A 23,390-nucleotide genomic window follows, 5' to 3' on the forward strand; every position below is an offset into this window, starting at 1 on the left:
CGACCGTCTTAAGTACGATCGTGCTGGAACCATGCAGCCTTATAGTGTACGATTTCTCGTCGTTTTATGACACCACGCTCGAAATTAGTCAAAAGTTCCCAGCCGAGGAGGGGCAATACGATGATGCTAACGCGTCACAGTAGTGAGAGAATGAAGCAAGGCTGGCACGGGGCGATCGCGTGCATTGCTTGCAAAGACGGCTGAGGGGAAATTGAAGCGATGCTCAAACGAATATTGGCAGTGGTTTTGGTGGTCATGAGCCTGAGCCTGCAAGGATGTGTCACCACACCCACTGGCGGCTTGAAGCCCTATATCGACAGCCTTGATGGCTACAAGTTTCTCTATCCTAACGGTTGGTTGCCCGTTAGTGTGACGAGTGGACCCGACGTAGTTTTTCATGACATCATTGAGCAAACTGAGAATGTTAGCGTGGTCATCAACCCCGTCACTGGCAATAAGACGCTCACTGAATTGGGCAGCCCCGGCGAAGTGGGCTATCAATTGGGCAAAAGCGCGATCGCGCCACCCGATTCTGGACGCACTGCCGAACTGGTGAACGCTGAAGCCCGTACCGTTGGTGACAAGCTGTATTACCTGCTGGAGTATGCCGTCAAAGTGGGCGATCGCGAACGGCACAATCTCGCAAGCGTCGCCGTGAGCCGAGGCAAACTCTACACCTTCAACGCCTCTACGCCAGAAGATCGATGGTCTAAAATGCAGACGCTGATGGAACGGACTGTGAAGTCGTTCTCGGTCGATTGAGGGTGAGTAGAAATAGGGAGTGGGGAGTAGGGAGTGGGGAGTAGGAAAGCGCAGAATTAATTCAAAAAGCTCTTTAAAGTGGCGTGTAGCTTAAAACTTCGGCAAGGGTCAGACGTTAAAACTTATTGGCTCTCGCTTTGTTTCATTCTTCATTCTTCCTCTTCATCCCTCGTCCCCTCATCCCCCTCCCAATGGGTACACCACAATTCATTCTTGCGTCTGCATCATCTGCACGACTACGGTTGCTGCAAAGTGTGGGCATTAGCCCGATCGTTCGTCCCAGTCACTTTGACGAGTCGCAAGTACAAACGGCTGATCCAGTCGCACTCGTCGAAACGTTAGCACTCAGTAAAGCAACCGTTGTCGCCGCACAGCTCGATCGAGGTACGTCTGTCGCAACGCTGGTCTTAGGATGCGATTCTGTCTTGGCAATTGACGGTGAAATTCATGGTAAGCCAGCCAGTGCAGAAGAGGCGATCGCTCGTTGGCAGCAAATGCGTGGTCAGGTCGGTAGCCTCTACACTGGACATGCGCTGCTCGTCATTCCTCCACTGAGCCGGATGGAAGGCGGCATTCACCTCTCTCCTCTTCCCCCTCCCAACTCTCTTGTCCGCTGTCAGAAGACCCAGGTTCACTTTGCGAACGTGAGCGATCGTCAGATCGCTGCCTATGCTGCCACTGGTGAACCACTTCACTGCGCTGGAGGCTTCGCCCTGGAAGGTAAAGGCGGCTCGTTTGTCGAAAAGCTAGACGGCTGCCACAGCAATGTGATTGGTCTCAGCCTACCGCTGCTGCGGCAAATGTTAGACGAGCTTGGGTATGACCTGACAGACGCTTGGTCAACGGTTCCATAGGCAATGCGCCGTCGATCGACAACCGAACCTGCTAGCGATGCTTCATCACGCGATCGATGGCGGACTCAAGCTGGTCTTGCAGCAGGACAGTCAAAATGAAGACTTCTTGTACCGTCTTACCCTGGCGTGCGATGACTTTGAACCCGCCTCGGATTGGCACGGATATCTTAAGCATCATTTTGGGAGCATGAGAACGCGTTGATGCAATTATACCCGGCGTGATCGTCTGAATGCCCATTTGGTGGGTCAACCGCTCCAGGAGTTTAATCAAACCTGGAATGTGGGTGGAATGGTTGAGGACAAGTCTGCCGCCAGAGGCACTACTCATAGGAGGAACGGCTCATGGATAGGGTAAAGAGAGTCGGTCAAACAGCTCTAGGCTGCTTCCAGGGGAGCCATCGTCAAACCTTCCATGCCAAGCTGCATGTGGTAGAGTTCTGCCTGTTCTTGAGGACCGACCCACACGATCGCCTGTCCTTCAAAATGAATCTGGTTGGTAAGCTCCGAGGCACGATCGACGGTCATCCCTGGGATATGCTCTAACAAGCTTTCGGTGACATGCTGAAACGTGTTGAAATCATCATTGAGCACGATGATCTTGAAGTTGGGATAATGCTGACGAGTTACCTGGCTCGATCGCGAAGGGGCTGCCGTTGGTGCAGCGGCTGTTGTAGCGAATACCAGCAGGGGAGTCATAGCCATAGAGAAGTTACCCAAAAAAGCGCTCATCACTAATGTTGTTCAGTCTTTCATCCTAACCCACTGGTTCGCCTCTAGTTGCCCTGATAGCTGAACAGTGCGGACGTATTTCAGCTTTTAAGACGCGATCAGCTATTAGCGATCAGCTTTTTTTGACCGCTGACCGCTGACCGCTGACCGCTGACTGGCTCTACATCAACCGCCGTGTGATCAGCACTACGATCGCCCCCAAGCCCAACAGTGATGGCGTGAGCCAGTCACCCCAACGAACATAGAGCGTCTGTGTCTGACGGCGGAAAATTGTCGCTGCGTGGGTTTGATAGGTGCGCGGTTGCGATCGCCACTCAACCTTGCCGTGAGGAGTCACCACGCTGGAATAACCTGTGTTGGTTGCCCGGATTGCCCAGCGATCGGTTTCAATGGCTCGCATGATGTCCTGTGCCTGGTGCTGTGCCATTAGCACTTCGCTGTACGGGTCGAGGTTCGATGCCGTCAAGATGAACTGTCCGCCTGCTGCTGCCTGATAGCGGAACACCTCAGGGAACGCAGAATCGTAACAGATGCTGGCGATCGCTCGTCCAAACGGCGTTTCAAACTGCTGTTGGAAGGTTCCTGGTAGTCCATTCTCAGCGATCGGGGAGAGAATGCTGATGATACCCCCTAGAACGTTCTGAAAGGGGATATATTCACCCAGCGGCACGAGCTTAATTTTGTCGTAACGACTCGTGGTGGTGCCATCAGGAGCGATCGTCAGCAAGCTACGGGCAATACCGCCCTTTTGCGCTGTAAAGGTTCCCAGCCAAAGCACGACCCCACGCTCCAATACCGCTTGATACAGGGGATTACGGAGCTTATTCGGCTCATTCCACACAAATGGCAGCGCTCCCTCTGGTGTCAGTACGGCATCCACCCCTTGAGCCGCCAACGTTTTATAGCCGCTGGTATAACCGTCTGTTGCTCTCTGAATGCCCTCATTTCCCAATTTGATGCGCGTGGGCACATTGCCTTGGATGATTCCCACTTTGAGTGCCGCTCCATTGGTTGCAGCCAGCGGACGAACATAAAGTGTGTAGCCAAGCAAATGAACTGCCATGAGAAGCACGGCGGCGAAAGATAGTAGTGTTGCAGGTTCAAGTTTTAATCGGCTGATAGCTGACCGCTGATGGCTGATCGCTTGCCGATCGCTCATCCACGCTTCAGCCAGAAGCCCATTGACCGCCACGATCGCTGCTGTCACCCCAGAGGTGCCGGAGAGTTGACCAACATGCAGCAATGCCAGGTTTCCTGGACTTTGAGTGTAGGCAAGTGCCGTCCAATCTAGCGGACCCAGGCTCCAAAACCATTCCAAGGCACACCAAAGCGCGGTGCCAACCAGTACGCGACGGAGAGAAGCGAATGGTAATTGAGAGCGATACAGGTGAGGGGCTGAGGGATGAGTAGGGTTTAAAGGGCTTTTTTCTGCGATCGGTTGTGCCCTGTTCACGAAACCTTCGATCAACTGCATGAGCCATGCCCAGACGACAACCAGCGCTGCACCCCAGAGTGTAATGAAGCCCCAACAGAAGAGGACGATCGCTACGCTTGCCAGCCACGGCACACCCAGCCAGGTCAGTGGATGTAGCCCTGTAATCCAGGAAAGAGCCAGCCCGTGATACCCTATACCCCAGGTAAGGGCAAGGCAAAGCGTGAATGGTGTCCTTTTATCTGCTCCTCTCCGTGCAATGAATACCCATAGCGGAGCCAACGCCACCCATGCCAGCGGAAACACATTGAGTGGAGCAGGCGCTAAGCCCATCAGGAGACCGCTGCCAAAGGCGACTGTCAGGGGCAACAGGTTAGAGCGAAGCGAAACGGGGCGATCGCCCCGCAAAGGGTGCCACATTTTGAACCTTCTAAATCTGGTTAAGCACAGTCACCACATTAGACCCTGTTAGAAGATCAAGGATAATCATCAGCAGTTGCATAGTTATCCTACAAGGGCTGCCTTGAGAACATCGTCTTGATTGTGCTCGTCTAATGCGGGCTTTGAGAGGACTGTACCAACTGAAGCGTTGCTGCCAATTGAGTTCTACGACCAGTTATGATCACCGCTACAAATTGGGTGCCACAGCCAACGGACGATGGCTCTTTTACCTTCTTCTCTGAAGCCTTTGGTGAGGCGTTTCACAGCCGTAAGGGAGCAAAGGCAGAAGCGATGCACAAATTTGCCCAGGCGACCGAGCTGACACAGAAGGCACAGCAGCCCCGTTTGCGCTTGCTCGATGTTTGCTACGGCTTGGGCTATAACACGGCTGCGGCGCTAGAAACGATTTGGAACGTCAATCCGGCTTGTGAGGTAGAGCTTTACGGGCTGGAGTTAGATTTGACCATCCCCCATGCAGCGATCGCGCCTCCCCTCATTCATAGCTGGTCGCCAGTTGTACAGATGGTCTTGCGGCAAATGGCTCTGGCACACGCCTGTACAACGCCTTGCCTCAACGCTAAGCTGCTCGTTGGCGATGCACGTCAAACAATACAATCCCTTTGCCAGTCAGATTTTCAAGCCGATGCTATCTTCTTTGACCCCTTTTCGCCGCGCCGCTGTCCACAGCTATGGACGATCGAGTTTTTTTCTCTAGTTGCACGCTGTTTAGCACCACAAGGCAAACTGGCAACCTATTCACGATCGGCGGCAGTGCGATCGGCAATGCAAGCAGCAGGGTTGGCGATCGGGACGATTCCTCTGGGTATCACACACTTATCGCACGAATGGTCACAAGGAACCGTAGGCAGTTTTGATGGTCAAACGCTGCATCCCCTCTCACAAATGGAACAGGAGCACTTGCACACGCGCGCGTCCGTGCCATACCGCGACCCAAGTTTATGTGATGCAGCCGCTATCATCCTGGAGCGGTATCAGCAAGAGCATGCACTCTCGACGCTAGAATCCACGTCCATTTGGCGACGACGCTGGGGCATCCGATGAGGAGGTTGGAGCGGTTAGCTATCAGCTATTAGCTATCAGCTATTAGCTAAAGACATGCAGACGCACTTCAATCTAGCAGCTACAGGCAGCCCTTTTTTGCTTCTGCCTTCTGCCTTCTGCCTCCTGCCTTCTGCCTCTTGCCGCCGCTTCTAAAGCGTTAACGATTGCGTGTTGGTGTCGATCAGCGTTGCCAAATCCTTTAAGAAGGCGGCGGCATGAGCACCGTAGATGACGCGATGATCGCAGGTGAGATTGACCTGCATCTGCCGTTTCACGCCCAACAGCCCGTCCTCTGTAGCGACAACGGTAGGCAGGGACGCACCGATCGCCAAGATAGCGCCCGTTCCAGGGGGTAAAATGGCATCAAAGCGATCGACTCCAAACATGCCCAAATTGGAGAGCGTGAAGGTGCCAGAGTTGTACTCTACGGGCTGAAGCTGCTTTGAGCGGGCGCGATCGACCAGATCCTTCCAGGTGCGCGACAGTGTATAAATGTCAAGCTGATCGGCTTGCTGCAACACGGGTGTAATCAGTCCGCCGTCTTCCATTGCCACTGCCACTGCCACGTTGATCGATGCCGGATGAGAAATGTTCTGGTTGACGTAGCTGGCGTTCAAAAGTGGATGCTTTTGCAGGGTCATGGCAACCGCTTTTGCTAGCAGCGCGGTCATCGTCACGCCTTTGGACTTGATTTGCTTGTAGAGCTTGTCCAGATTATCGGTTGTGATCGTATAGCCAACATGATAGGTGGGCACGTCCAGGCTGGCGATCATGTTGCGGACAACCGCGTTTTGCAGCGTTGTGAGCGGTACCTGCTGACCCGCGATCGCGGGCGTTGATGAAGCCACGACAGCTGGTTTTGGCACGGCAGGAGTAACGGATGGCGGTGGTGGCGGTGGTGCCGTAGGCGCTTTGACAGCGGGCTGTCCGCTAGCAGCTTCGACATCTTCTGCCACAATACGCCCATGCGGTCCGCTGCCTCTCAGCGTACTCAAGTCAACTTTCAGTTCCTTCGCTAGCTTGCGGGCACGGGGAGACACGGCAACACGACCATTTGGTGCGGTAGAGCTACCATTTTGTAGTGCTGGTGCGGCAACGGCTGCTAGTGATTCTTGCTTTGGGTCACCGATCGACGACGTGTCAGCGATCGCGCCAGCGGTTTCTACAGGAGCGGCTGGAGTTTGTCCTACCGCTTGTTGCTGAGCAGTGGCAATTTCGGCTTCGGTTTCGACAATGAGGGCGATCGCCTCTCCTACAGGAGCAGTTTCACCGGCTGGTACAACGATCGCGCCCAGATAGCCCTCATAGAAGGATTCCACATCCATATCAGCTTTGTCAGACTCAACCACGACAACGGTTTCACCCTTTTCGACCTTATCCCCAGGCTCTTTTGTCCAGGAGACGATTTTGCCCTCGGTCATGGTGGAGCTAAGCGCAGGCATGAAGACTTCGTAAATCATGGAGTGAGTTCCAGGTCTGAAATGGAGTGAAAAAAGTTTTGTGGACGAAGAGATGCTGACGGCTAGCGATCGTGAACCGAGCAAATCGGCTACCCATTTGAACCAGTCCCATTTGGACCAACCATCTAAACCATCTAGAAGAAGGAGAGCGATCGTGGCAGCTAGATCTGCTTCTCTTTACTGTGACATAGCGACCAATCCGCTTGATGTGTCGAACTATTCATTCGGTATGAAGTTGAGCGTTTATTTAAACGGCTCCGCGAATCGCTTCTACAATGCCGTCACGCAGAAGAATTTCGACCTGCATTTTTTCGATCAGGTTGTCGCCCGTTTCGACTCGAAAGATACTGTCGATTTGCCCCTGCTGCACTTCTTGGTTGAGTTCCAGCAGTTGAATTTGTTGAAGCTGCTGCAAGATCTGGTTCTTTTGCTCCAGAAACTCGCTTTTCTTTTCATTCACCTGAATTTGAATGCTGTCGATTTGTTGAAGCGTTTCGGGACCAGGCGGCTTGAGGCTCTGCTTCTGAATTTCAGCAATCATGCGCTGCCCCTGCATTTCAAGCTGCTGGAGTTGGTTGTCGAGCTGATTAAGCTGCGCCTGTAATTGCTGCTGTGCGTCTTCTTTCCAGCGAGACGTGACGATCGCCTTTACGTTGACGGTACGCTTCAGCAGCAGATGAGATTGAGAAACATCCATAAACGTTGGGTCAGGAAAAAGTGTGCGGAATGACAGAGTGTTCGTTGGCAAGTCTTTGAGCAAACAAGTCTTGAAGCAAAAAATTACACTGATGCCACCCGTTCAGCAGTCACCACCGATCAGGTATTGCGGCTTGTACTGAGCCAGACTACCCAACGAACATCTCGTTAATCATACCCTGGTAGCGCTCCGTCACGACATTGCGCCGAATTTTTAGCGTCTGAGTCAGTAGCCCATTTTCGATCGAAAAGGGTTCTTCAAGGAGCCGAAACAGTCCAATGCGATCGTCCGCCCGATAGCCTGGACGATTTTTCACTTCCCGGTTGAGTTCTTGCCGCATGAGATCTTGGACAGGTTTGCTGGTGAGGGTGATGAGGGAGGAGTTGTTAGTTGTTAGTTGTTGGCTGTTAGTGCTTAACTCTTGACCGCTGACCGCTGACCGCTGACCGCTGACCGCTGTTTCCGGCAACTGCAACTCTCTACCCTGCGCCATTGCCCACTTCTGCAATGCCTCTAGATTCGGCACAATCAGCGCTCCCAGCACTTTTTGATCCTGTCCTACCAGCATGATCTGGTCAATATAGGGGCTGCGGAGGCAAGCATCTTCGATCGGCTGGGGTTCAATATTTTCGCCACTGGTCAGCACGATCGTATCTTTGGCGCGTCCAGTAATGATCAGGTCATCCTGCTCTGTCACCCAGCCCAAATCGCCTGTGTTGAACCAGCCATCAGGGTCGATCGCTTTCGCAGTCGCTTCCGGATTTTTGTAGTAGCCCTGCATGACCTGTGCCCCCCGAATCAAGACCAAACCTTGCTTGAAGAGAGGCACTGGCTGGCGGGTTTCAGGATCAACAATGCGGGTTTCGGTCTGGGGTAGCGGTTGTCCGTCGCCACCGCGAATGTTGCGCCAGATGCGACGAACATGGGTAATGGGAGCGGTTTCCGTCAAGCCGTAGCCGCCTAAAATATCCACACCAATCATTTCAAAAAAATCTTCCAGGTGTTCGGCGATCGACCCGCCACCACTCACAAAGAATTTCACTTCACCACCAATACCTTCCCGCACCTGTTTGTAAATCAGACGATCGCCCAGTTGATGCGGTAGCCATAAAAGGGCGGCTTGAACGGCAGCAGTCAGACGTTGGGCGATCGAGGGCTGTAGCGCGTCCAAACTCACACCGTTCAGAATCCGTCGAGCCACAATATAACGATGGCTCACAGTCAAAAAGAAGTTAACCAGTCGTTGCTTACTCGGCGGCTGATCCCGAAACTGCTTCTGTACCCCTTCGTAAATGGACTCCCACAGGCGCGGTACTGCGACCATATAGTTGGGTTTGAAGTCCTTTAGATCTTGCTTGACGTGGCGGATGTTGGTATACGCCTGAGTACAGCCATACGCAAAGATAAAATACTCAAAGGTGCGTTCGTAGCAGTGCCAGATCGGTAGAATGCTCAGCACTCGTCCGTTTTGTGGATTCACTACCGATGCAGCACCGTCGATCTGGGCAAGCAGGTTGCTATGGCTGAGCATCACCCCTTTGGGCATTCCAGACGTACCAGAGGTGTACATCAGCGTTGCCAACGTGTCGCGTTCTAGCTGCACGGGCTGAAGCGGTTGACCCGCACCCAGTTGCATTAACTGCGAAAAGTTAAGTATTTTCAAGGCACCGATCGCGGGTGGCGTTTCATTAGTCAACAGCACAACGAATCGTAGAGGCAGCGACTCTAGTGCTTGAGCCAGCTTTGTCAACGTTGCCTGGTCTTGCACGACTAGCGCGGTGCTGTCACTGTTGGCGAGAATGAACAGCAGTTCGTCTCGGTCTGCCTGAGAGCCACGCACGGCGTTCACAGCACCTGCGCCCATAATGCCCTGATCGGCAACCAGCCAGCGGGGACTGTTGTCGGCAAATAGCGCGACGTGATCGCCTTGCCTCACACTCAACGCTTGCAGACCCGCTGCAAACTGCTGCATCTGCTGGTAAAGTTCTGCGTAAGTTAGCTGAACGACTGGCTTTGCGTGAGGATCATAAACCGCAAGATTCTGGCTGAAGCGCTGCGCTGCGATCGCCCACATCTCTGGTAGTGATTGTGCCTGACTGTAATCAAGCCGATTGGCTATTTGGCGCTCCTGCTCAGTACCGGGAGACGTATGGGGACGATTCATCGCGCAACTCCTAAAACCTTGCCATTATCTTATTGCCTGATGGGTCGATCGACGACTGCGGTTATACCGTTTCTTCAGGTGCCACCTCTAAAGCAGCACATAGAAGCAGTCAAAGGTTAGCAGGGAGTAAAATTGACTGGAGCACTGTAATCGCTGCCATTCCCTCTTCTTTATTTTCTACTGTCCCGTCATCCATGCATCAACATTCTGCTGACTGCCAACACACGACGATCGATCCGCAAACCAAGCAAACTCAACTCACGATCGCTCTGCTGCTGCTGGGTAGCTTTGCTGCTGCCGAACTGGTCGTTGGCTTGACCAGTGGCAGCTTAGCGCTGATTGCCGAAGCAGGGCACATGACTGCTGACAGTTTGGCGCTGGTGCTGGCACTGGTTGCTACACGGTTCGCCCTCCGCCCAAAAATCAGTGTACTGAGTGATTCGCTGACAGGCATCATGGCAGAATCGTCTCCACCAGCCCTACCAGAAGCCGTATGGGAAGTCTGGGCAGCACTGGTCAACGGACTTGTACTCATCGCGATCGCCCTTTGGATTGCTTGGGAAGCCATTCAGCGTTTGCACACGCCTCCAGAGGCGATCGCCAGCCTACCTATGTTGATTACAGCCGCTGTGGGACTTGTCGTCAATAGTATCAACATCGCTCTCCTCCATCGCGGTAGCAATCACGATCTCAACCTGCGCGGCGCTTTTCTGCACGTGCTGGCAGACGCAATGAGTTGCATCGGTGTCATTCTTGCCGCGATCGCGGTCACCACACTCCACTGGCTTTGGGCAGATGGTGTCATTAGCCTCGTTGTTGCCAGCATCATTCTTTGCAGTGCGTTACCGCTTGTGGTGCAAAGCGTGAGAGTTCTGGGTGAGGAGTGAGGAGTGTGAGAGGTAGAAGCAATTCGACTCAAAACTTAAAACGTTACTTTCCCTAGCTCGTTTCGTCGATTTCCCTAGCGCCGTTTAAAACTTCAGGTATGAGGGCACTCTACTAAAAAGAGGAATGTCTACAATTGAGTTGCCTACGATGTTTGTCTCCATTGACTAGCTTCACCTAACCTTTAAACTTCTAAGGTGGCAAACTGGCGATCGTGATCGTCGCGCCGACCTATCACATCCTTAGCAGGCTGTTTCACAAGCATCATGCCCACCGCGATCGGTCATGTCTGACCTCACTTAGACGGCACGCGCTTGCCAGTCGAAACTTCATGGAAAACGACTTACTAACATCAGAACTGAGAGGACAGCGCACACTCGCCACTGTGGTGTTTACAGATTGCGTGGGTTTCAGTGCCAGGATGTCAGTCGATGAAGATCACACCCTTGACCTGATTCGCCGTGATCTCAAATACATGAAGCAGCTTTGCGGACAGTACGAAGGGCGAGTCCTGAAATCTACTGGTGATGGCTTGCTCATGTGCTTTACCAGCGCGGTCAAAGCGGTCGAATGTGCGATGGAAATCCAGAAAAATTTGACCGAGAAAGCCGTTACACTGCCTCCTGAAGATGCGCTAGAGCATCGCATCGGCATTCATTTAGCCGATATGTTCATCACCGCAACCGATGTCATGGGCAATGGTGTCAACATTGCCGCCCGGTTGCAAACCGAAGCGGAACCGGGCGGTATTTGCATTTCGCAAACGGTTTTTGATGTCATTAAAGCCAGTCTGCATGTTGAAAGTGACTATCTCGGACCGCGTGAACTGAAGAACATCCGTGAAGTGGTGCCCGTCTACCGGATTCTGATGTCGCCAGAGTCGAAGGTTCTAAATCCACACACGGTAGCCATCCGCAATCTTGAGCAAAGCCGCAGCCTCCTGCGCGTCAAGAAGCTGTTGTTCTATGCGTGCAAAAATAGCTGGGAAAGCGACCATAACAAGCTGAACCTGATCAACCTGTCTGACCAGATTCAGGATGTCATGCTGCTTGCTCCAACACCAGAGCGGCTCCGCTTTTTTTTGGATGCTGCTGTAAGAACTCTAAGTAAGCCAGCCGAGTACTCCCTCATTGCCAACATTATTGTCAAAGAGATCAGTCGCATCTATCCCACCGAGCACGATCGCGACGACGACCCGACCTGTTACAACCTTGCATCAGAACCGCCATCACCTCAGACCATTAACACTCGCTACGAACAACTTGCCACTGAGCTGGAAGCAACGGGCAACGGGGCACGCATCAAAAAACTTGCTTTTTACGTCTGTCGGCAGCGTTGGGAAACGGATCAAAGCCGTTTAGACAACATTCGCCTCCAAGATCTCATTGCCGAACTGCACCAGTCGATGCCAACGGTTGAACGGCTCACGATCGCGGTCAATGGCTTTGTGCGAACGCTCAGCAAACAAGCAGAATATACCCTTCTTGCCAACGCGCTTACCAGCAAGCTACAGAGCCTCTATGGTGTGTCTACAGATAGTATTGTAGACACCCCTCAGCCACCCCAGGCATTAGCACCCTTAGAGGTAGCACCGATCGACCCGGTCACACCACCAGCGGTGACAGAGCCGTACACTAGCATCGCTCGCATTCTGGAGCGAGAACCCGATCGCCTGCGAATCACAAAACTACTGTTCTATATTTGCTCTCGCCAATGGGAGAGCGATGCCGCCAAATTAGAGAGCCTGGATCTCGTCCGCTTGCTGCAAGATGTTCATCAGATGACACGTACCGTCGAACAGCTAGAGGCAGCTCTACACGCCGTGGTCAAAACGCTGAACAAGCAAGGTGAATATCGCACGATCGCACAAACGATCGTGCTCAGGCTTGGCAGACTTTATCCTAGCGATCAAGAACCAGCACAGCCACAGTCCGAACCCGAGCAACCATCTGCCGCCAACGAGCCAAGCTTAGAATCGGTCGAGACTGAAGATGAAGGGGCGCGATCGACCGCTGCTCCTGAACCACCGCATCATCTGCAAGAGTCACCGCTAAGCCTGTTTGATTTTCGGCTTGGCATCATGAAATACACAAACCCACTACAGGCAAAAATTCTGCTCTTCTCGACTCTGTACGACGACTTTGATTTCACCAGTCAAGCCTGGAGCAACCTTAAACGGCACGATCTGGATAGCTTGCTGCGCCATCTGTTAAGCGTCTGCAAAACTTATACAGATCTGGAAGCTTGCCTTTTTGGAACCGCACGGCGATCGTCAGAACCAGAAACAACCGTTCAAACTGCCGAAGCCGTCATCAAATGCTTGCGCTCTTTCTACCTGTACAGCAGTGCTGCCCGACTGCCTGCTAATCTCAGCGAACCTACCCAACTCAAGCTCGATGACTTTGAAGAGACTACGCTGGAGTTCATCAGCATCACTGATGAAGATGACTACACCTGCCAACTGTTGCCGCCCGCAGCCGAGCCAACGGGAATCTTTGACAGCTCCCTGCTAAAGGATAGCCCCCTGCTTCCAACCACTACGATCGCAGAAAGCAGCGACCCTACCGAAAACACGTCAACCCAACTTTCTTCAAAGCCGCCAGTCGCTCAGAAAGCCAACGATTAGGACAATCCAATCATTAGTTGTAACGACCAATGGGCATACTAACAAGGGTGCTAGTGGCTAAAGCGTTGCCTTACCGCAAATCGGCAGCTAACGGCTTACAACCTCTGGGGTGAACAGATCATGGACGCGATCGAGCTAGTGCAACGCTACCAGACAGGTGAAACCGACTTCCGGGGGGCAAATCTCAGCGGTGCCGACTTGAGCGGAGCCGATCTGATTGGTGCTGATCTCAGCGGCACTGACCTCAGCGGTGCCAACCTGGTCTTGGCTTACCTCAATCGAGCCAATCTCAGCAAGGCAAACCTGGCAGGAACCCGGCTTAGTGGAGCCAACCTCAGTCAGGCAGACCTCATCAGCGCCAAACTACGAGACGCTGACCTACATGGTGCCATTCTCTACGGAGCCGATCTGCGCGGTGCCGACATCACCCTAGCAACCTTACTCGATGCCAACCTGATCAGCGCCGACTTGCGCAACGTCAACTTGGGCAGTGCCAACCTGCGCGGTGCCTGCCTACGTGGAGCTAATCTGCGCTACGAAAAACGCTGTTACGACGGCGCTAATCTGCGCGGCGTTGACCTTCGTAACGCCGATCTGCGCGGTGCCAATCTCAACGGTGCCAATTTGACCAAAGCTGATTTGCGCGGTGCTAACCTGACCGAAACCAGCCTACGGGAGGCTAACCTCACCGCAGCCAATCTGATGGGAGCCATACTACAAAATAGCTTCTTGACCGATGCCATTCTAACTGGGGCAGATCTGAGTCAGGCAGATTTGACCAACGCCAAATTGGAACGCGCCAACCTGACTGAAGCCACGCTAAAAAGTGTCAATCTCACTGAAGCAAACCTGACCCAGGCAGTTTTAAGCAAAGTAAATCTTACCCAGTCAATCATGCGCCGAGTGCGGTTAAATCGGGCAGACCTGAGTCGCGCCACCCTGCATAACGTTGATTTGACTGAGGCGACCCTGATCGAAGCCTATCTCGGTCGAGCCGATTTGCGCGATGCGAACCTGACCGATGCTAATTTGGCAAAGGCAGAACTGAGTAGCGCTAATTTAACTGGAGCCAATCTTCAGGGCGCAACGTTACCCGACGGGACAACAAACAGCTAATGCCCCCTCCGTATTCTTTCCTGCTTACAGCAGTGGTCAGACGGAAAGTTCAGTAATCTCTCCTGCCCTGCAAGCGTTCATCCCAGCATGTGTTAGGGAACGATGTGTATAGTTTAAAGCCCTTGAGGTTTGGCAAGGGTTCTACGGTGACACACGGGGGACGCAGGGCAGAATGATAGACTCTGACAATCGATTGTTTTGTCGCCTTGACGGTAAAACCGTCTCAGCACGCGAGGAACGACGCATACTAGCGATCGCAGAACTAGGCATCGTAGAGCTGAAGAATGTCTCTGTGTTTGATGAAGCGACTCAGACAGCAGCGCACTTTTTGAATATGCCTATCTGCACCTTAAGCGTGATGGATCAGCAACGTCAACACTTTAAGTCCTTTGTCGGGCTGTCCCGGCTAGGGTTAATGAGTGACCTGGCAAACTCTCGTCAGTTTCCTCGCGGTGAGTCTTTTTGTGTTCATGTTGTTGATAGCCATCAGGTGCTGGCGATCGAGGACACCTTTACTCACCCCGCCTTTGCTAATAGTCTGCTGACACAGCAATATGGCGTACGGGCATATCTTGGGGTGCCGCTGATCACCTCTCATGGTTTCTGTATTGGCACTCTGGCTGCTATGGACTTGAGGTCGCATCCCTTTACTGAAAAGGATATCGAGTTTTTGGAACTGACTGCCCGCTGGAGCATGAGCGAATTTGAGCGGCAGCAGGCTGTCAACAGTCAAGTAGCAGTACCAGCAACGTTGACCAAGAGCGACGTTCGTAAAAGCTGCGCCAAAGCCTCGACTGTCAAGACACCGTCCGCTACTCTTAGCCTGTCGATCGCCAGTCAGCTTAAAGTCGAATTACTCAGCCAACTGACGCAAGAGCTATGTACACCCCTAACATCCGTTATGGGCATGGCAAGCGTCTTAACGCGCGAAATCTATGGACCACTCACCAACAAGCAAAAAGAATATCTAGACATCATCCATCACAGCGGACAGTACTTGCTATCGCTGGTCAAAGAAATTTTAGAACTGTCGAACTTGAACGATAGTAACCAGTTACAGCTTGCCCCCGTCGATATTGAGATGCTCTGTCAACAGGCTATTAGTACTCTAGAAGGGGCTGCCCACCGTCGCGGACAGCAGATCCACCTCTCGGTAGAACCCGGTCGTCGTATTTGGCTACTCGATAAAGATAAAGTCCGCCAAATGCTTTATCACCTGATCTTCAGCGTGATTCAAGCATCCAACGCTGGCAGCATCGTTCGCATCCACGTATCCTACCGGAACAGCAATCTCAGTCTCGCTGTCTGGGTATCTCATCCGTGGCTCGGCGAGGGCTTGCCCTATACGGAAGCCAGTGCTCATTCTGTAGCGCTGCCGATCGCTAACCAGTCAAGTGTAGAATTAGCTGCTAGCTGCTCTATGTCTCCATTGGAAGCAAAAGAGGTGCTGCTGAGCCAGAGCAGTTCTAAAACTAAAGCTGCAAAACCAGTAGAGCAGCTCAACGGTACTACAGGAGAGGCGTTGACGGCTCCCAACAAAAGTCTAGGGTTGCTGCTCAGTCGTCAACTTGCTGAGCTGCACAAGGGTCAAATTACCACACAAAGCGTTTCTGAATCAGGCTACCGCTACGTTATTAGCCTGCCACAAAAGGCTGAGGCGACAGCAGATAACGCTTGATCGAGGCTGCCAAAAGCAACCGCTTTTCGATGAGCGCCTTGAGCTTCTAAGCCTTACTGCAAAAGGAATTGGTGCTCTTATTTTGTTGAACTGATGCGCCAGAGGGCTTCTAACATAGCAATTTGCCGTTTTAGCAAGCGCGATCGTTGGATAGCACGATATTTTTTAGCTCCAAAGAGGATCAGTGCCAGACTGAGCGTCAGCGCGATGACCAGAAAGCCAGTAACAGTAGCATCGGGTGCCAGCTTGGTCGCAGTCGTGGGCATCGCTGATGCAGGATTTGGGGCTTGAGTAGAAGTTGGAGCTTCAGGGGAGAAAGAAAACATAGACTATCTGTTGGGTTGGGGCAAGCGCACTCGCAGCATCTGGTAGCCAAAGCATTAGCTAAGTGGAGACTGCTGAACCACTGCTAGACTTTCCACACGTGTGAGCGGTGATTCCGTAACAATTTCCCCTTTTGCTAGGAAACTCATCCCTGCCGCTCAAAAATTCATAGAAGCTTGACGAACAATTGCCATAATAGTACAATTGAACCATCCGCTTCATCACTCCTTCATGCAAAAAGCCCCCAATAACCTTTGGGGGCTTTCTTTTGAACTTGCTTGTGTTCTAATCAATCGTGCGATCGAGCGGCTAATCGAGCGAGCTGCAACACGCTTATTTTGCTGCTAACGCATTTATTCTACGGGCAAGCTCAACATCTTTAGCTGTAATGCCGCCTGCATCATGAGTCGTCAAGTCTATAGTGACGCGGTTGTAGACGTTAGACCACTCTGGGTGATGCCCGGCTGCCTCTGCTACCAGCGCTACGCTAGACATAAACCCAAACGCCTCAACGAAAGACGGAAACTGCAACTGGCGATGAAGTTTACCGTCCTTGATGCTCCAACCGTTGAGCTGCCCCAACGCCGCATTCAATTCTTCTTTAGAGAGGGGCGTAAGAATGCTCATAGTATGGCTTTTAGGGGGTTTGGTGACAGTCACTTGATTAGCGTTAACTGCGGTCAAATGACTGGTGAGCAGGAAGATAATGACTGAAAGCCCTAAGAAAAGGGTAAACACCCTGTGTAAGCTACTTTGCCAAATCCAACGCATACGCTAGCTCATAAATCTGTCATTGCATGGCGCTCGATCGCCTGGTTCAAGCTCTACCGTTAGCAAAAGCGACCACAAACTGAACTGGAGCAAACTGTGGTGAACGAGTTTAAAAGTCAGACATCAGAAGCAGTTTGGACAGCTTCTGATTAGAACGGCGGATTACAGCATCTCAGAAGCAGTACCAAGCTCCCTCAAATACGGGCAAATTGTCTGGCTCAGCAGGTGCCTTAAATTAGTTGGTGCTTCAGAAGACTGGCGATCGCCTGGTTGTCTCTTTCGCCGTGAACAGAAGCCAAAGCTTAGGTAGATTTAACGTTTTCGATCGCAACCTCAACCGACGTTTGAAGCGCCAGAAATTGTTCCAAGCGCACAAGCTTGACTGTCTGAGTGACACGGGGGTTGGTGACAATTTGCAAAGTACCCTCAGCGGTCTGAGCTTTCTTAGCAAGCTGCACCAAGGCACCCAAGCCAGAACTATCAACAAAATCTATTTTGGATAGATCTAGAATGATGTGCTTGGGTCCCTCCTCCACACATTTAGTTAGCACCTTGCGAAAAGTAGGCTCTGAGAAGGCATCCAAGAGACCTGTGAGGCGAAATAACTGGTAATTGTCCCTAACTTCGCGTGCGCCTCTTAAGCTGACCGTCAGGGTTAGTTGTTCAGGAATAAAACCCTCCTAGCTGTTTAGTCCTTGATTCGACGTTTAAGTATACATCCTGGCTAGCAAATCTGCTACCGCGAGGTTGTCCTTAAGTACCGCTATCTTAGCGAATAGTTGATGAACAGGGAAAAGAAAGCCTGAAATTGCGTTCTCTTTGCCTTTCTACTTTGCACCGATCGGTAATTGTGCTCGCATTGTTTGCACGAACTGCTCGAACAGGTAATCAGCATCGTGCGGTCCAGGGCTTGCTTCAGGATGATATTGGACAGAAAACAACGGCAGCGACTTGTGGCGTAAGCCAGCGACCGTCTGATCATTCAGGTTCAGGTGAGTAATTTCGACATCAGCAGTAGCCAGTGAATCGGCAGTGATCGCAAAGCCATGATTCTGACTGGTAATCTCTACTTTTTGATGCAGCCCACAGGGTTGATTCAAACCTCGGTGCCCAAACTTCAGTTTAAACGTCTCTGCTCCAAGCGATAGCCCCAAAATCTGATGTCCCATACAGATGCCAAAAATCGGCTTTTGGCTAGCTAGTAGCGCTTTGGTCGTCGCAATACCTTCACTTACAGCGGCTGGGTCACCGGGTCCGTTTGAGAGAAAGATGCCATCTGGGTTGTATTTGAGGATTTCTTCTGGTGGCGTGTTGGCTGGTACGACGATGACACGACAGCCGTAACTAGCAAGACGACGCAGAATATTGCGCTTGATACCAAAGTCGATCGCAACGACCGTAAGCGGGACGGCATCGACGGGCTGGGCAGTGGGTCCAAACTCCCAAACGGCGTTCGTGACACCCGACCACTCGTAGCTCGTTTTGGTACTCACCTCGCGTACCAGATTGAGTCCTGCCATGCTGGGTGCATCTTGGACATGCGCCAACAAATCCGCAGGGTCAAGAATCTCAGTGGATATTGCTCCATTCATCGCTCCGGCTGAGCGGAGCTTACGCGTCAAGGCACGCGTATCAATGCCATAAATTGCCAAAATGTGGTGTTGCTTCAGATAGTCAGGTAACGATTGCGTCGATCGCCAGTTGCTCGGCTTGAAGCAGACATTGCGGGCGATCGTTCCTCGTACTTGTGGCTGAGCTGATTCCTCATCGTCCGCATTCACGCCCGTGTTGCCCAGTTCTGGATAGGTAAACGTCACGATCTGACCAGAGTAGCTGGGATCGGTCAAAACCTCTTGATAGCCTGTCATGCCTGTGTTGAACACAACCTCGCCGATCGCTGTGCCAGTTGCCCCAAACGACGAGCCGTGGTAAGACGTACCATCCGCTAAAACCAGCAACGCGGGCTGAGTAGGAGAAACCATAATCACTTTTGCAATCAGATACTGACGTTTTATTATGCCATGCTCAACCAGGGACAGGAGTTCAGCATAAGCATGTGAAAGGCAAAGCGAAGCCCCGTCCAGTTTGTTATTTTCATAGAGTAAGTTAGTTGAGTACCTATAGTGCGGCACTCTAGAGTTAAGGTGAGGCATCTAAACCTGACAGGCGTAAATGCACCTCCAATTCGTACCTCATTCATAAGTTTTCTGAGCCCATGCTAAAACGCTCTTGCGCTGGTGCCGTTCTGCTCATACTGTCAGGTACGATTTTGTTGGGAAGCACTGCCTGTAGCCGCCATACTACTGACAGGACGGCTGTGGAGCGTGTCGAAAAGTCTCCGCCCATTGCTTCTGATGATGTTACGCCCGATGCTAGCGGGGTGTCATCTGTTCTCAAACCCCAGCCCGCCACTACCAATCTAGACCCTTACAAGCTTGCGTTAGAGAAAGCTGATAGCGCTGGTAATATTACGGTTTCAGCTCAGTCACGGGACGATTGGAATTTGGTTGCCAGCCGCTGGCAGCAGGCAATCCAATTCATGCGATCGATTCCACCTACCAGCCCTTATCGATCGCTGGCAAAAGCAAAGTTGACCGAATATCAACGTAACCTTGCTTATGCCAAACGACAAGCGACCCGTGCAGGTTCTAATGAAATTGCCTCTGAACCGACTTTTTTACCCATCACGCCTCGTACTGATAATGTGCCTGCTAGCCAGCCTGAAGCAGTCATTTCAAACGCAGCGTCCGGCAAAAGGCGTGTCTACATAGCCAGAATCAAGCGGCGGGCGGGCGGCACACCCGTTATTGATGTCACGTTTAACGGTCGTCGAAGCTTTGAAATGATTGTCGATACAGGAGCCAGTGGTACTGTCATTACCAGCGCTATGGCATCGACCTTAGGAGTTAGTGTCATCGGTAAAGCAAAGGTAGACACGGCTAGTGACAAAGGCGTGGAAGTGCCTCTTGCTTATGTCAGTTCGATCGCGGTGGGTGGAGCAGTCGTTAAAGGCGTTGTGGTTGCGATCGGTAACTCAGCCCTTGATATAGGCTTACTAGGTCACGACTTTTTCGCTGACTACGATGTCACCATCAAGCGTGATGTCGTCGAATTCAAGCCTCAGTAAGCTAGGAAATTTCCGCACTACAACACCCAGAATGAAACACTCGAAGCTTTTGTTAAGCTCACTTGAGAAACTGAACTAGCTGCTCAACTTTACTCCAGGCAGCTCCACTACTCAAGATTTCCCTGGCAAGCATGACACCCGTTGCGTAAGGATTGTCCGCTTGAGGCAACGCGTCACCCACCTGAAGAGCTAGAGCGGCGTTGAGTGCTACGACATCTCGCTGTGCCTGCGTTCCCTTACCTTGCAGCACTGAGCGTAAAATTTCAGCGTTATACTGCACGTCGCCACCCGCGATCGCGCTCAATGGTGCAGCTGCAATGCCTAACTCAGCTGGGTTCAAGCTGGTTAAGGTCACTCTCTGATTCGCCAAAACCGCCAGGTCTGTCCAATCGCCGATGCCAGCTTCGTCTAACTTTTCACGACCATGCAGCACGATCGCGCGCCGTACACCCAGACGGTTCAACGCTTCTGCGATCGTCTCGATTAAGCCAGTGGCGTACACACCCAACACCTGCCCCGTCGGATTCATCGGATTTACTAACGGACCTAAAAGATTGAAGATCGTTCGCACCTTTAAAGCACGACGCATCGGTGCAACGACTTTCAAAGCCGGATGCCAACCGGGAGCAAACAAAAACGTGATGCCAACTTCATGAATCGCAGCCTGGATTTTCTCTGAAGGTGCTGCCAAATTAACACCCAGGGCTTCCAGTACATCCGCGGAACCGACACGACTAGAAGCCGATCGGTTGCCGTGCTTAGCTACGGGAACACCTGCGGCTGCAGTCACAAACGCCACAGCGGTAGAAATATTAAAGGTTCCAGAGCCGTCGCCGCCAGTACCACAGGTGTCAACGATCGTCGCTAAAGATGGGTAGCGAGGCACAGATAACGGGGATGCTAAACGTTGCAACACTTGCGCCATACCAACTAACTCATCGGCAGAAATTTCTTTCGCTTGCATTGCAATCAGAAGCGCTCCCGATAATACAGGCGGAACAGCATCATTCAACCAACCCTGCATAAGAGTGGCGGCTTGCTCAGTAGAAAGAGACTCACGATCGAGTAACTGCTGTAATAAAACAGACCAATCGCCTGGATTACCAGCAACATTGGTTAACGTCTCTAGGGCTAACGTACCTGAGTCGGGATTGTTGAAACTTTGTGCCACGAGTTAACCACAAAATGCTAAGTCACTAAACAGCATCGTACTAAAGATCTGCTCCATAACAACAGCAACGATGTTTTCGTGAGGGACGCTCTAGCGAAACCCTTAGGAATGAGAATTAAATAAGATCGAATTCTGTAGGATGTGTTAGCGCAGCGTAACGCATCAAACTCTGGCAGCGATGCGTTACGGCTAGCGCCTAACACATCCTACGCAAGCGTTCGGTTTTATCAAATTCACGACCCTTAGCTTGGCAACACCATTGGTACTCCAACAACTTCCGCAAAGTAATGCCCAAAAAAAGGGGACATCAGCTGATGTCCCCCAGGCCTTGGCTATACGTTATCTACCGTGCGCTTAGCGCCATCCTTCAGATCTTCCTTAGCGTTGCGTGCTTGCGCTTCCGCTTGCTTCGCTTTACCTTCTACTTGATCCTCTGGATCGCCAGTCACTCTGCCTGCAGCGTCTTGGACTTTGCCTTCGACGTTCTTGGCAGCAGCTTTAGCTCTTTCTTCTAAACTCATCTTCGTACTCCGTTTCTAAGGAACTTTTGAATGGGACGAGACATCTAGAACTATCTCTTTCCACATTTCAATAGTACGTAAGGTTTCTAGTTAAGCCCTCTCTCAGAGGTTGTATTCAAAGCAACAGCTTTTGCCTCTCATCTATGCTCAAAGAGCGATACATGGTTGTATGAAGCGCACAGTTTTATCATCACTCAATCCCTTATAGGGCTGAGCTTTGAGGTTTCCGATAATAGGCGTGAATTGACTGGGTATTAGCTATGTGCAACCAGTTAGAGTTCTTGAGATTTTGCCAAATCGCGCTCTGTACGAACCCATTTAGTCTGAGGTTTCACCAAAAAAGCGATGTAAAGTGGCACCTTCCAGAGGACATAGAGCGGTACCGCTAAGAGCGTGCTTAAAGGCAATTTATGTCGCGCGAATTTTGCCCAAGAAATAGTAATCGAAGCCAGGATTAACAGTCCTTCCAGCGTCAATAGAGCTAATGGTGCGTAGATTTGAAGCGTCAAACCGGACACGATCGCAGCTACCATAGCCGCGCACCAGAACATCACTAATAGCGATAGTGGAGGAACGCACAAATCAAGCGCGATCGCCAATAAATTGAAATGCTTTTGGTCAATCCATGCTTTTAGCAGGCGTGGCACCTGTTTCAGCAGAGTTTGCAGGTGTCCATGCTCCCACCGAGTCCGCTGACTGGCTGCGGCTTTTTCGTTCTCTGGCAACGAACCAGACACATCCGCCTCTGCACAGAAAATTGTGGGATAACCCGCAATTAAGAGGTCTAGAGAAAGCTGCATGTCTTCAACAATGTTGCCGCTGGCTAAGGAAACCTGTTGCAGAACAGACCAGGGAAATGCCATTCCAGTACCTGTTAAGAGGCAGGGCAGTCCGAGTTGAGCCAGCCCGACTGGACGCACTAAGTTCTTGACCGTAAAAGCGAGGAGTGAAACCGCTGAGGCAGGACTAGGGTTCGTGGGCTGGGTGAGAAGATAGCTGGACTGCACCGGGCGTTGCGTTGCTGCTGCCAACTGTGAAATTTTCTCGATCGCACCTTCTGCAACCAAACAATCAGCATCAACCACCACTACGACATCGGGCGGCTCAGAGGCTAGAAACTTCAGCCCAAAATCTAAAGCGTAGCCCTTGCCGCGCCTTTCCGAGTCATGCCGCTCCAGCACTGTCGCACCGCTTGCCCGAGCCACTGATGCTGTTTCATCACTACAGTTGTCAGCCACTACAACCAGACGATCGCGGCTGCTTACCTGTGGTAGCAATGTCTTTAAGGTGAGGCTAATTCCTGCTGCCTCATCATGCGCTGGAACTAGGATAGCGATCGTCGGGTGCGTGATTAATGGCTCCCTACGTCTGCTTCGTTTTGGCACTACTGCCGCAAGGCATTCCACCCAAAGCACAATGGTCGGAATGAAGAGGAGAAGCGAGATCGCCAACAAGAAAAAATTGAGCAGTTGATTCATCACGATGTCTCCGGCGCTCCCACCGTGGCTGGCTCTTTAAGTAAACGAATCTAAACAAGTCCGAGTGACTGCTTGAGCTGCGCGGCGGCTTG

At 51.8% G+C, this 23,390-nt stretch carries 21 protein-coding genes; 8 read left to right on the forward strand and 13 right to left on the reverse strand.

The genetic code is table 11. The features are described 5' to 3' along the window. Positions 1–219: 219 nt before the first annotated feature. Positions 220–762, forward strand: coding sequence for a photosystem II reaction center PsbP (gene psbP, locus AC5JO6_RS21950; RefSeq protein WP_496083168.1), 543 nt, complete (start codon positions 220–222; stop codon positions 760–762). 191 nt (positions 763–953) lie between these two features. Next, positions 954–1,616 carry a Maf family protein gene (locus AC5JO6_RS21955; RefSeq protein WP_496083169.1) on the forward strand — a complete coding sequence of 221 codons (663 nt, stop codon included), beginning with the start codon at positions 954–956 and terminating at the stop codon, positions 1,614–1,616. Between the two features lie 31 nt (positions 1,617–1,647). Here the strand turns inward: AC5JO6_RS21955 and AC5JO6_RS21960 are convergent, their stop codons facing one another. The 3 genes from AC5JO6_RS21960 to lnt all read right to left on the reverse strand — a co-directional run bounded on the left by AC5JO6_RS21960 (position 1,648) and on the right by lnt (position 4,197). Next, on the reverse strand, positions 1,648–1,944 hold the full coding sequence (locus tag AC5JO6_RS21960) for a DUF2103 domain-containing protein (RefSeq protein WP_496083170.1): 297 nt from the start codon (positions 1,942–1,944) through the stop codon (positions 1,648–1,650). A gap of 47 nt (positions 1,945–1,991) precedes the next feature. Beyond that, on the reverse strand, positions 1,992–2,312 hold the full coding sequence (clpS, locus tag AC5JO6_RS21965; protein WP_496083314.1) for an ATP-dependent Clp protease adapter ClpS: 321 nt from the start codon (positions 2,310–2,312) through the stop codon (positions 1,992–1,994). 193 nt (positions 2,313–2,505) lie between these two features. After that, positions 2,506–4,197: an apolipoprotein N-acyltransferase gene (lnt, locus tag AC5JO6_RS21970; protein WP_496083171.1), complete on the reverse strand. Its 1,692-nt coding sequence runs from the start codon at positions 4,195–4,197 to the stop codon at positions 2,506–2,508. A 198-nt stretch (positions 4,198–4,395) separates the two neighbouring features. Here lnt and AC5JO6_RS21975 point away from each other — a divergent pair, with 198 nt between their 5' ends. Further along, a complete protein-coding gene (locus AC5JO6_RS21975) occupies positions 4,396–5,280 on the forward strand; it encodes a tRNA (5-methylaminomethyl-2-thiouridine)(34)-methyltransferase MnmD (RefSeq protein ID WP_496083172.1) in 885 nt (294 codons plus the stop codon). Between the two features lie 149 nt (positions 5,281–5,429). Here the strand turns inward: AC5JO6_RS21975 and AC5JO6_RS21980 are convergent, their stop codons facing one another. The 3 genes from AC5JO6_RS21980 to AC5JO6_RS21990 all read right to left on the reverse strand — a co-directional run bounded on the left by AC5JO6_RS21980 (position 5,430) and on the right by AC5JO6_RS21990 (position 9,601). Beyond that, positions 5,430–6,740: a dihydrolipoamide acetyltransferase family protein gene (locus tag AC5JO6_RS21980; protein WP_496083173.1), complete on the reverse strand. Its 1,311-nt coding sequence runs from the start codon at positions 6,738–6,740 to the stop codon at positions 5,430–5,432. Positions 6,741–6,987: 247 nt separating this feature from the next. Further along, positions 6,988–7,437 carry a YlqD family protein gene (locus AC5JO6_RS21985; RefSeq protein ID WP_496083315.1) on the reverse strand — a complete coding sequence of 150 codons (450 nt, stop codon included), beginning with the start codon at positions 7,435–7,437 and terminating at the stop codon, positions 6,988–6,990. Positions 7,438–7,585: 148 nt separating this feature from the next. Then, complete coding sequence (locus AC5JO6_RS21990; RefSeq protein WP_496083174.1) at positions 7,586–9,601, reverse strand: AMP-dependent synthetase/ligase; 2,016 nt, start codon at positions 9,599–9,601, stop codon at positions 7,586–7,588. Positions 9,602–9,795: 194 nt separating this feature from the next. On the opposite strand from AC5JO6_RS21990, the gene AC5JO6_RS21995 reads away from it, so the two are divergent. The 4 genes from AC5JO6_RS21995 (at position 9,796) to AC5JO6_RS22010 (ending at position 15,906) form a co-directional block, all read left to right on the forward strand. Further along, entirely contained in the window at positions 9,796–10,488 is a 693-nt protein-coding gene (locus AC5JO6_RS21995) for a cation diffusion facilitator family transporter (protein ID WP_496083175.1), read from the forward strand. Between the two features lie 329 nt (positions 10,489–10,817). Next, positions 10,818–13,112, forward strand: a complete 2,295-nt coding sequence (locus AC5JO6_RS22000; protein ID WP_496083176.1) for an adenylate/guanylate cyclase domain-containing protein — start codon at positions 10,818–10,820, stop codon at positions 13,110–13,112. 120 nt (positions 13,113–13,232) lie between these two features. Beyond that, the gene (locus AC5JO6_RS22005) at positions 13,233–14,228 is read left to right on the forward strand and encodes a pentapeptide repeat-containing protein (protein WP_496083177.1); all 996 of its coding nucleotides are present in this window, start codon (positions 13,233–13,235) and stop codon (positions 14,226–14,228) included. 172 nt (positions 14,229–14,400) lie between these two features. Then, positions 14,401–15,906, forward strand: coding sequence for a GAF domain-containing sensor histidine kinase (locus tag AC5JO6_RS22010; RefSeq protein WP_496083178.1), 1,506 nt, complete (start codon positions 14,401–14,403; stop codon positions 15,904–15,906). A gap of 77 nt (positions 15,907–15,983) precedes the next feature. Here AC5JO6_RS22010 and AC5JO6_RS22015 read toward each other — a convergent pair whose 3' ends face one another. The 4 genes from AC5JO6_RS22015 to carA all read right to left on the reverse strand — a co-directional run bounded on the left by AC5JO6_RS22015 (position 15,984) and on the right by carA (position 18,983). Then, a complete protein-coding gene (locus AC5JO6_RS22015; RefSeq protein ID WP_496083179.1) occupies positions 15,984–16,172 on the reverse strand; it encodes a hypothetical protein in 189 nt (62 codons plus the stop codon). Between the two features lie 391 nt (positions 16,173–16,563). Then, a complete protein-coding gene (locus AC5JO6_RS22020) occupies positions 16,564–16,857 on the reverse strand; it encodes a 4a-hydroxytetrahydrobiopterin dehydratase (RefSeq protein WP_496083180.1) in 294 nt (97 codons plus the stop codon). A 446-nt stretch (positions 16,858–17,303) separates the two neighbouring features. Then, the gene (locus tag AC5JO6_RS22025) at positions 17,304–17,672 is read right to left on the reverse strand and encodes an STAS domain-containing protein (protein WP_496083316.1); all 369 of its coding nucleotides are present in this window, start codon (positions 17,670–17,672) and stop codon (positions 17,304–17,306) included. Positions 17,673–17,828: 156 nt separating this feature from the next. Further along, positions 17,829–18,983 carry a glutamine-hydrolyzing carbamoyl-phosphate synthase small subunit gene (carA, locus tag AC5JO6_RS22030; RefSeq protein WP_496083181.1) on the reverse strand — a complete coding sequence of 385 codons (1,155 nt, stop codon included), beginning with the start codon at positions 18,981–18,983 and terminating at the stop codon, positions 17,829–17,831. A gap of 233 nt (positions 18,984–19,216) precedes the next feature. Here carA and AC5JO6_RS22035 point away from each other — a divergent pair, with 233 nt between their 5' ends. Then, positions 19,217–20,128, forward strand: coding sequence for a retropepsin-like aspartic protease family protein (locus AC5JO6_RS22035; protein WP_496083182.1), 912 nt, complete (start codon positions 19,217–19,219; stop codon positions 20,126–20,128). A 58-nt stretch (positions 20,129–20,186) separates the two neighbouring features. Here the strand turns inward: AC5JO6_RS22035 and trpD are convergent, their stop codons facing one another. From trpD to AC5JO6_RS22050, 3 genes are all read right to left on the reverse strand, one after another. Further along, a complete protein-coding gene (trpD, locus tag AC5JO6_RS22040) occupies positions 20,187–21,299 on the reverse strand; it encodes an anthranilate phosphoribosyltransferase (RefSeq protein WP_496083183.1) in 1,113 nt (370 codons plus the stop codon). Positions 21,300–21,631: 332 nt separating this feature from the next. Then, entirely contained in the window at positions 21,632–21,820 is a 189-nt protein-coding gene (locus AC5JO6_RS22045) for a CsbD family protein (protein ID WP_496083184.1), read from the reverse strand. 272 nt (positions 21,821–22,092) lie between these two features. Next, positions 22,093–23,298: a glycosyltransferase family 2 protein gene (locus AC5JO6_RS22050; protein WP_496083185.1), complete on the reverse strand. Its 1,206-nt coding sequence runs from the start codon at positions 23,296–23,298 to the stop codon at positions 22,093–22,095. Positions 23,299–23,390: the final 92 nt, after the last annotated feature.

Source organism: Tildeniella sp. (genome assembly GCF_059505325.1).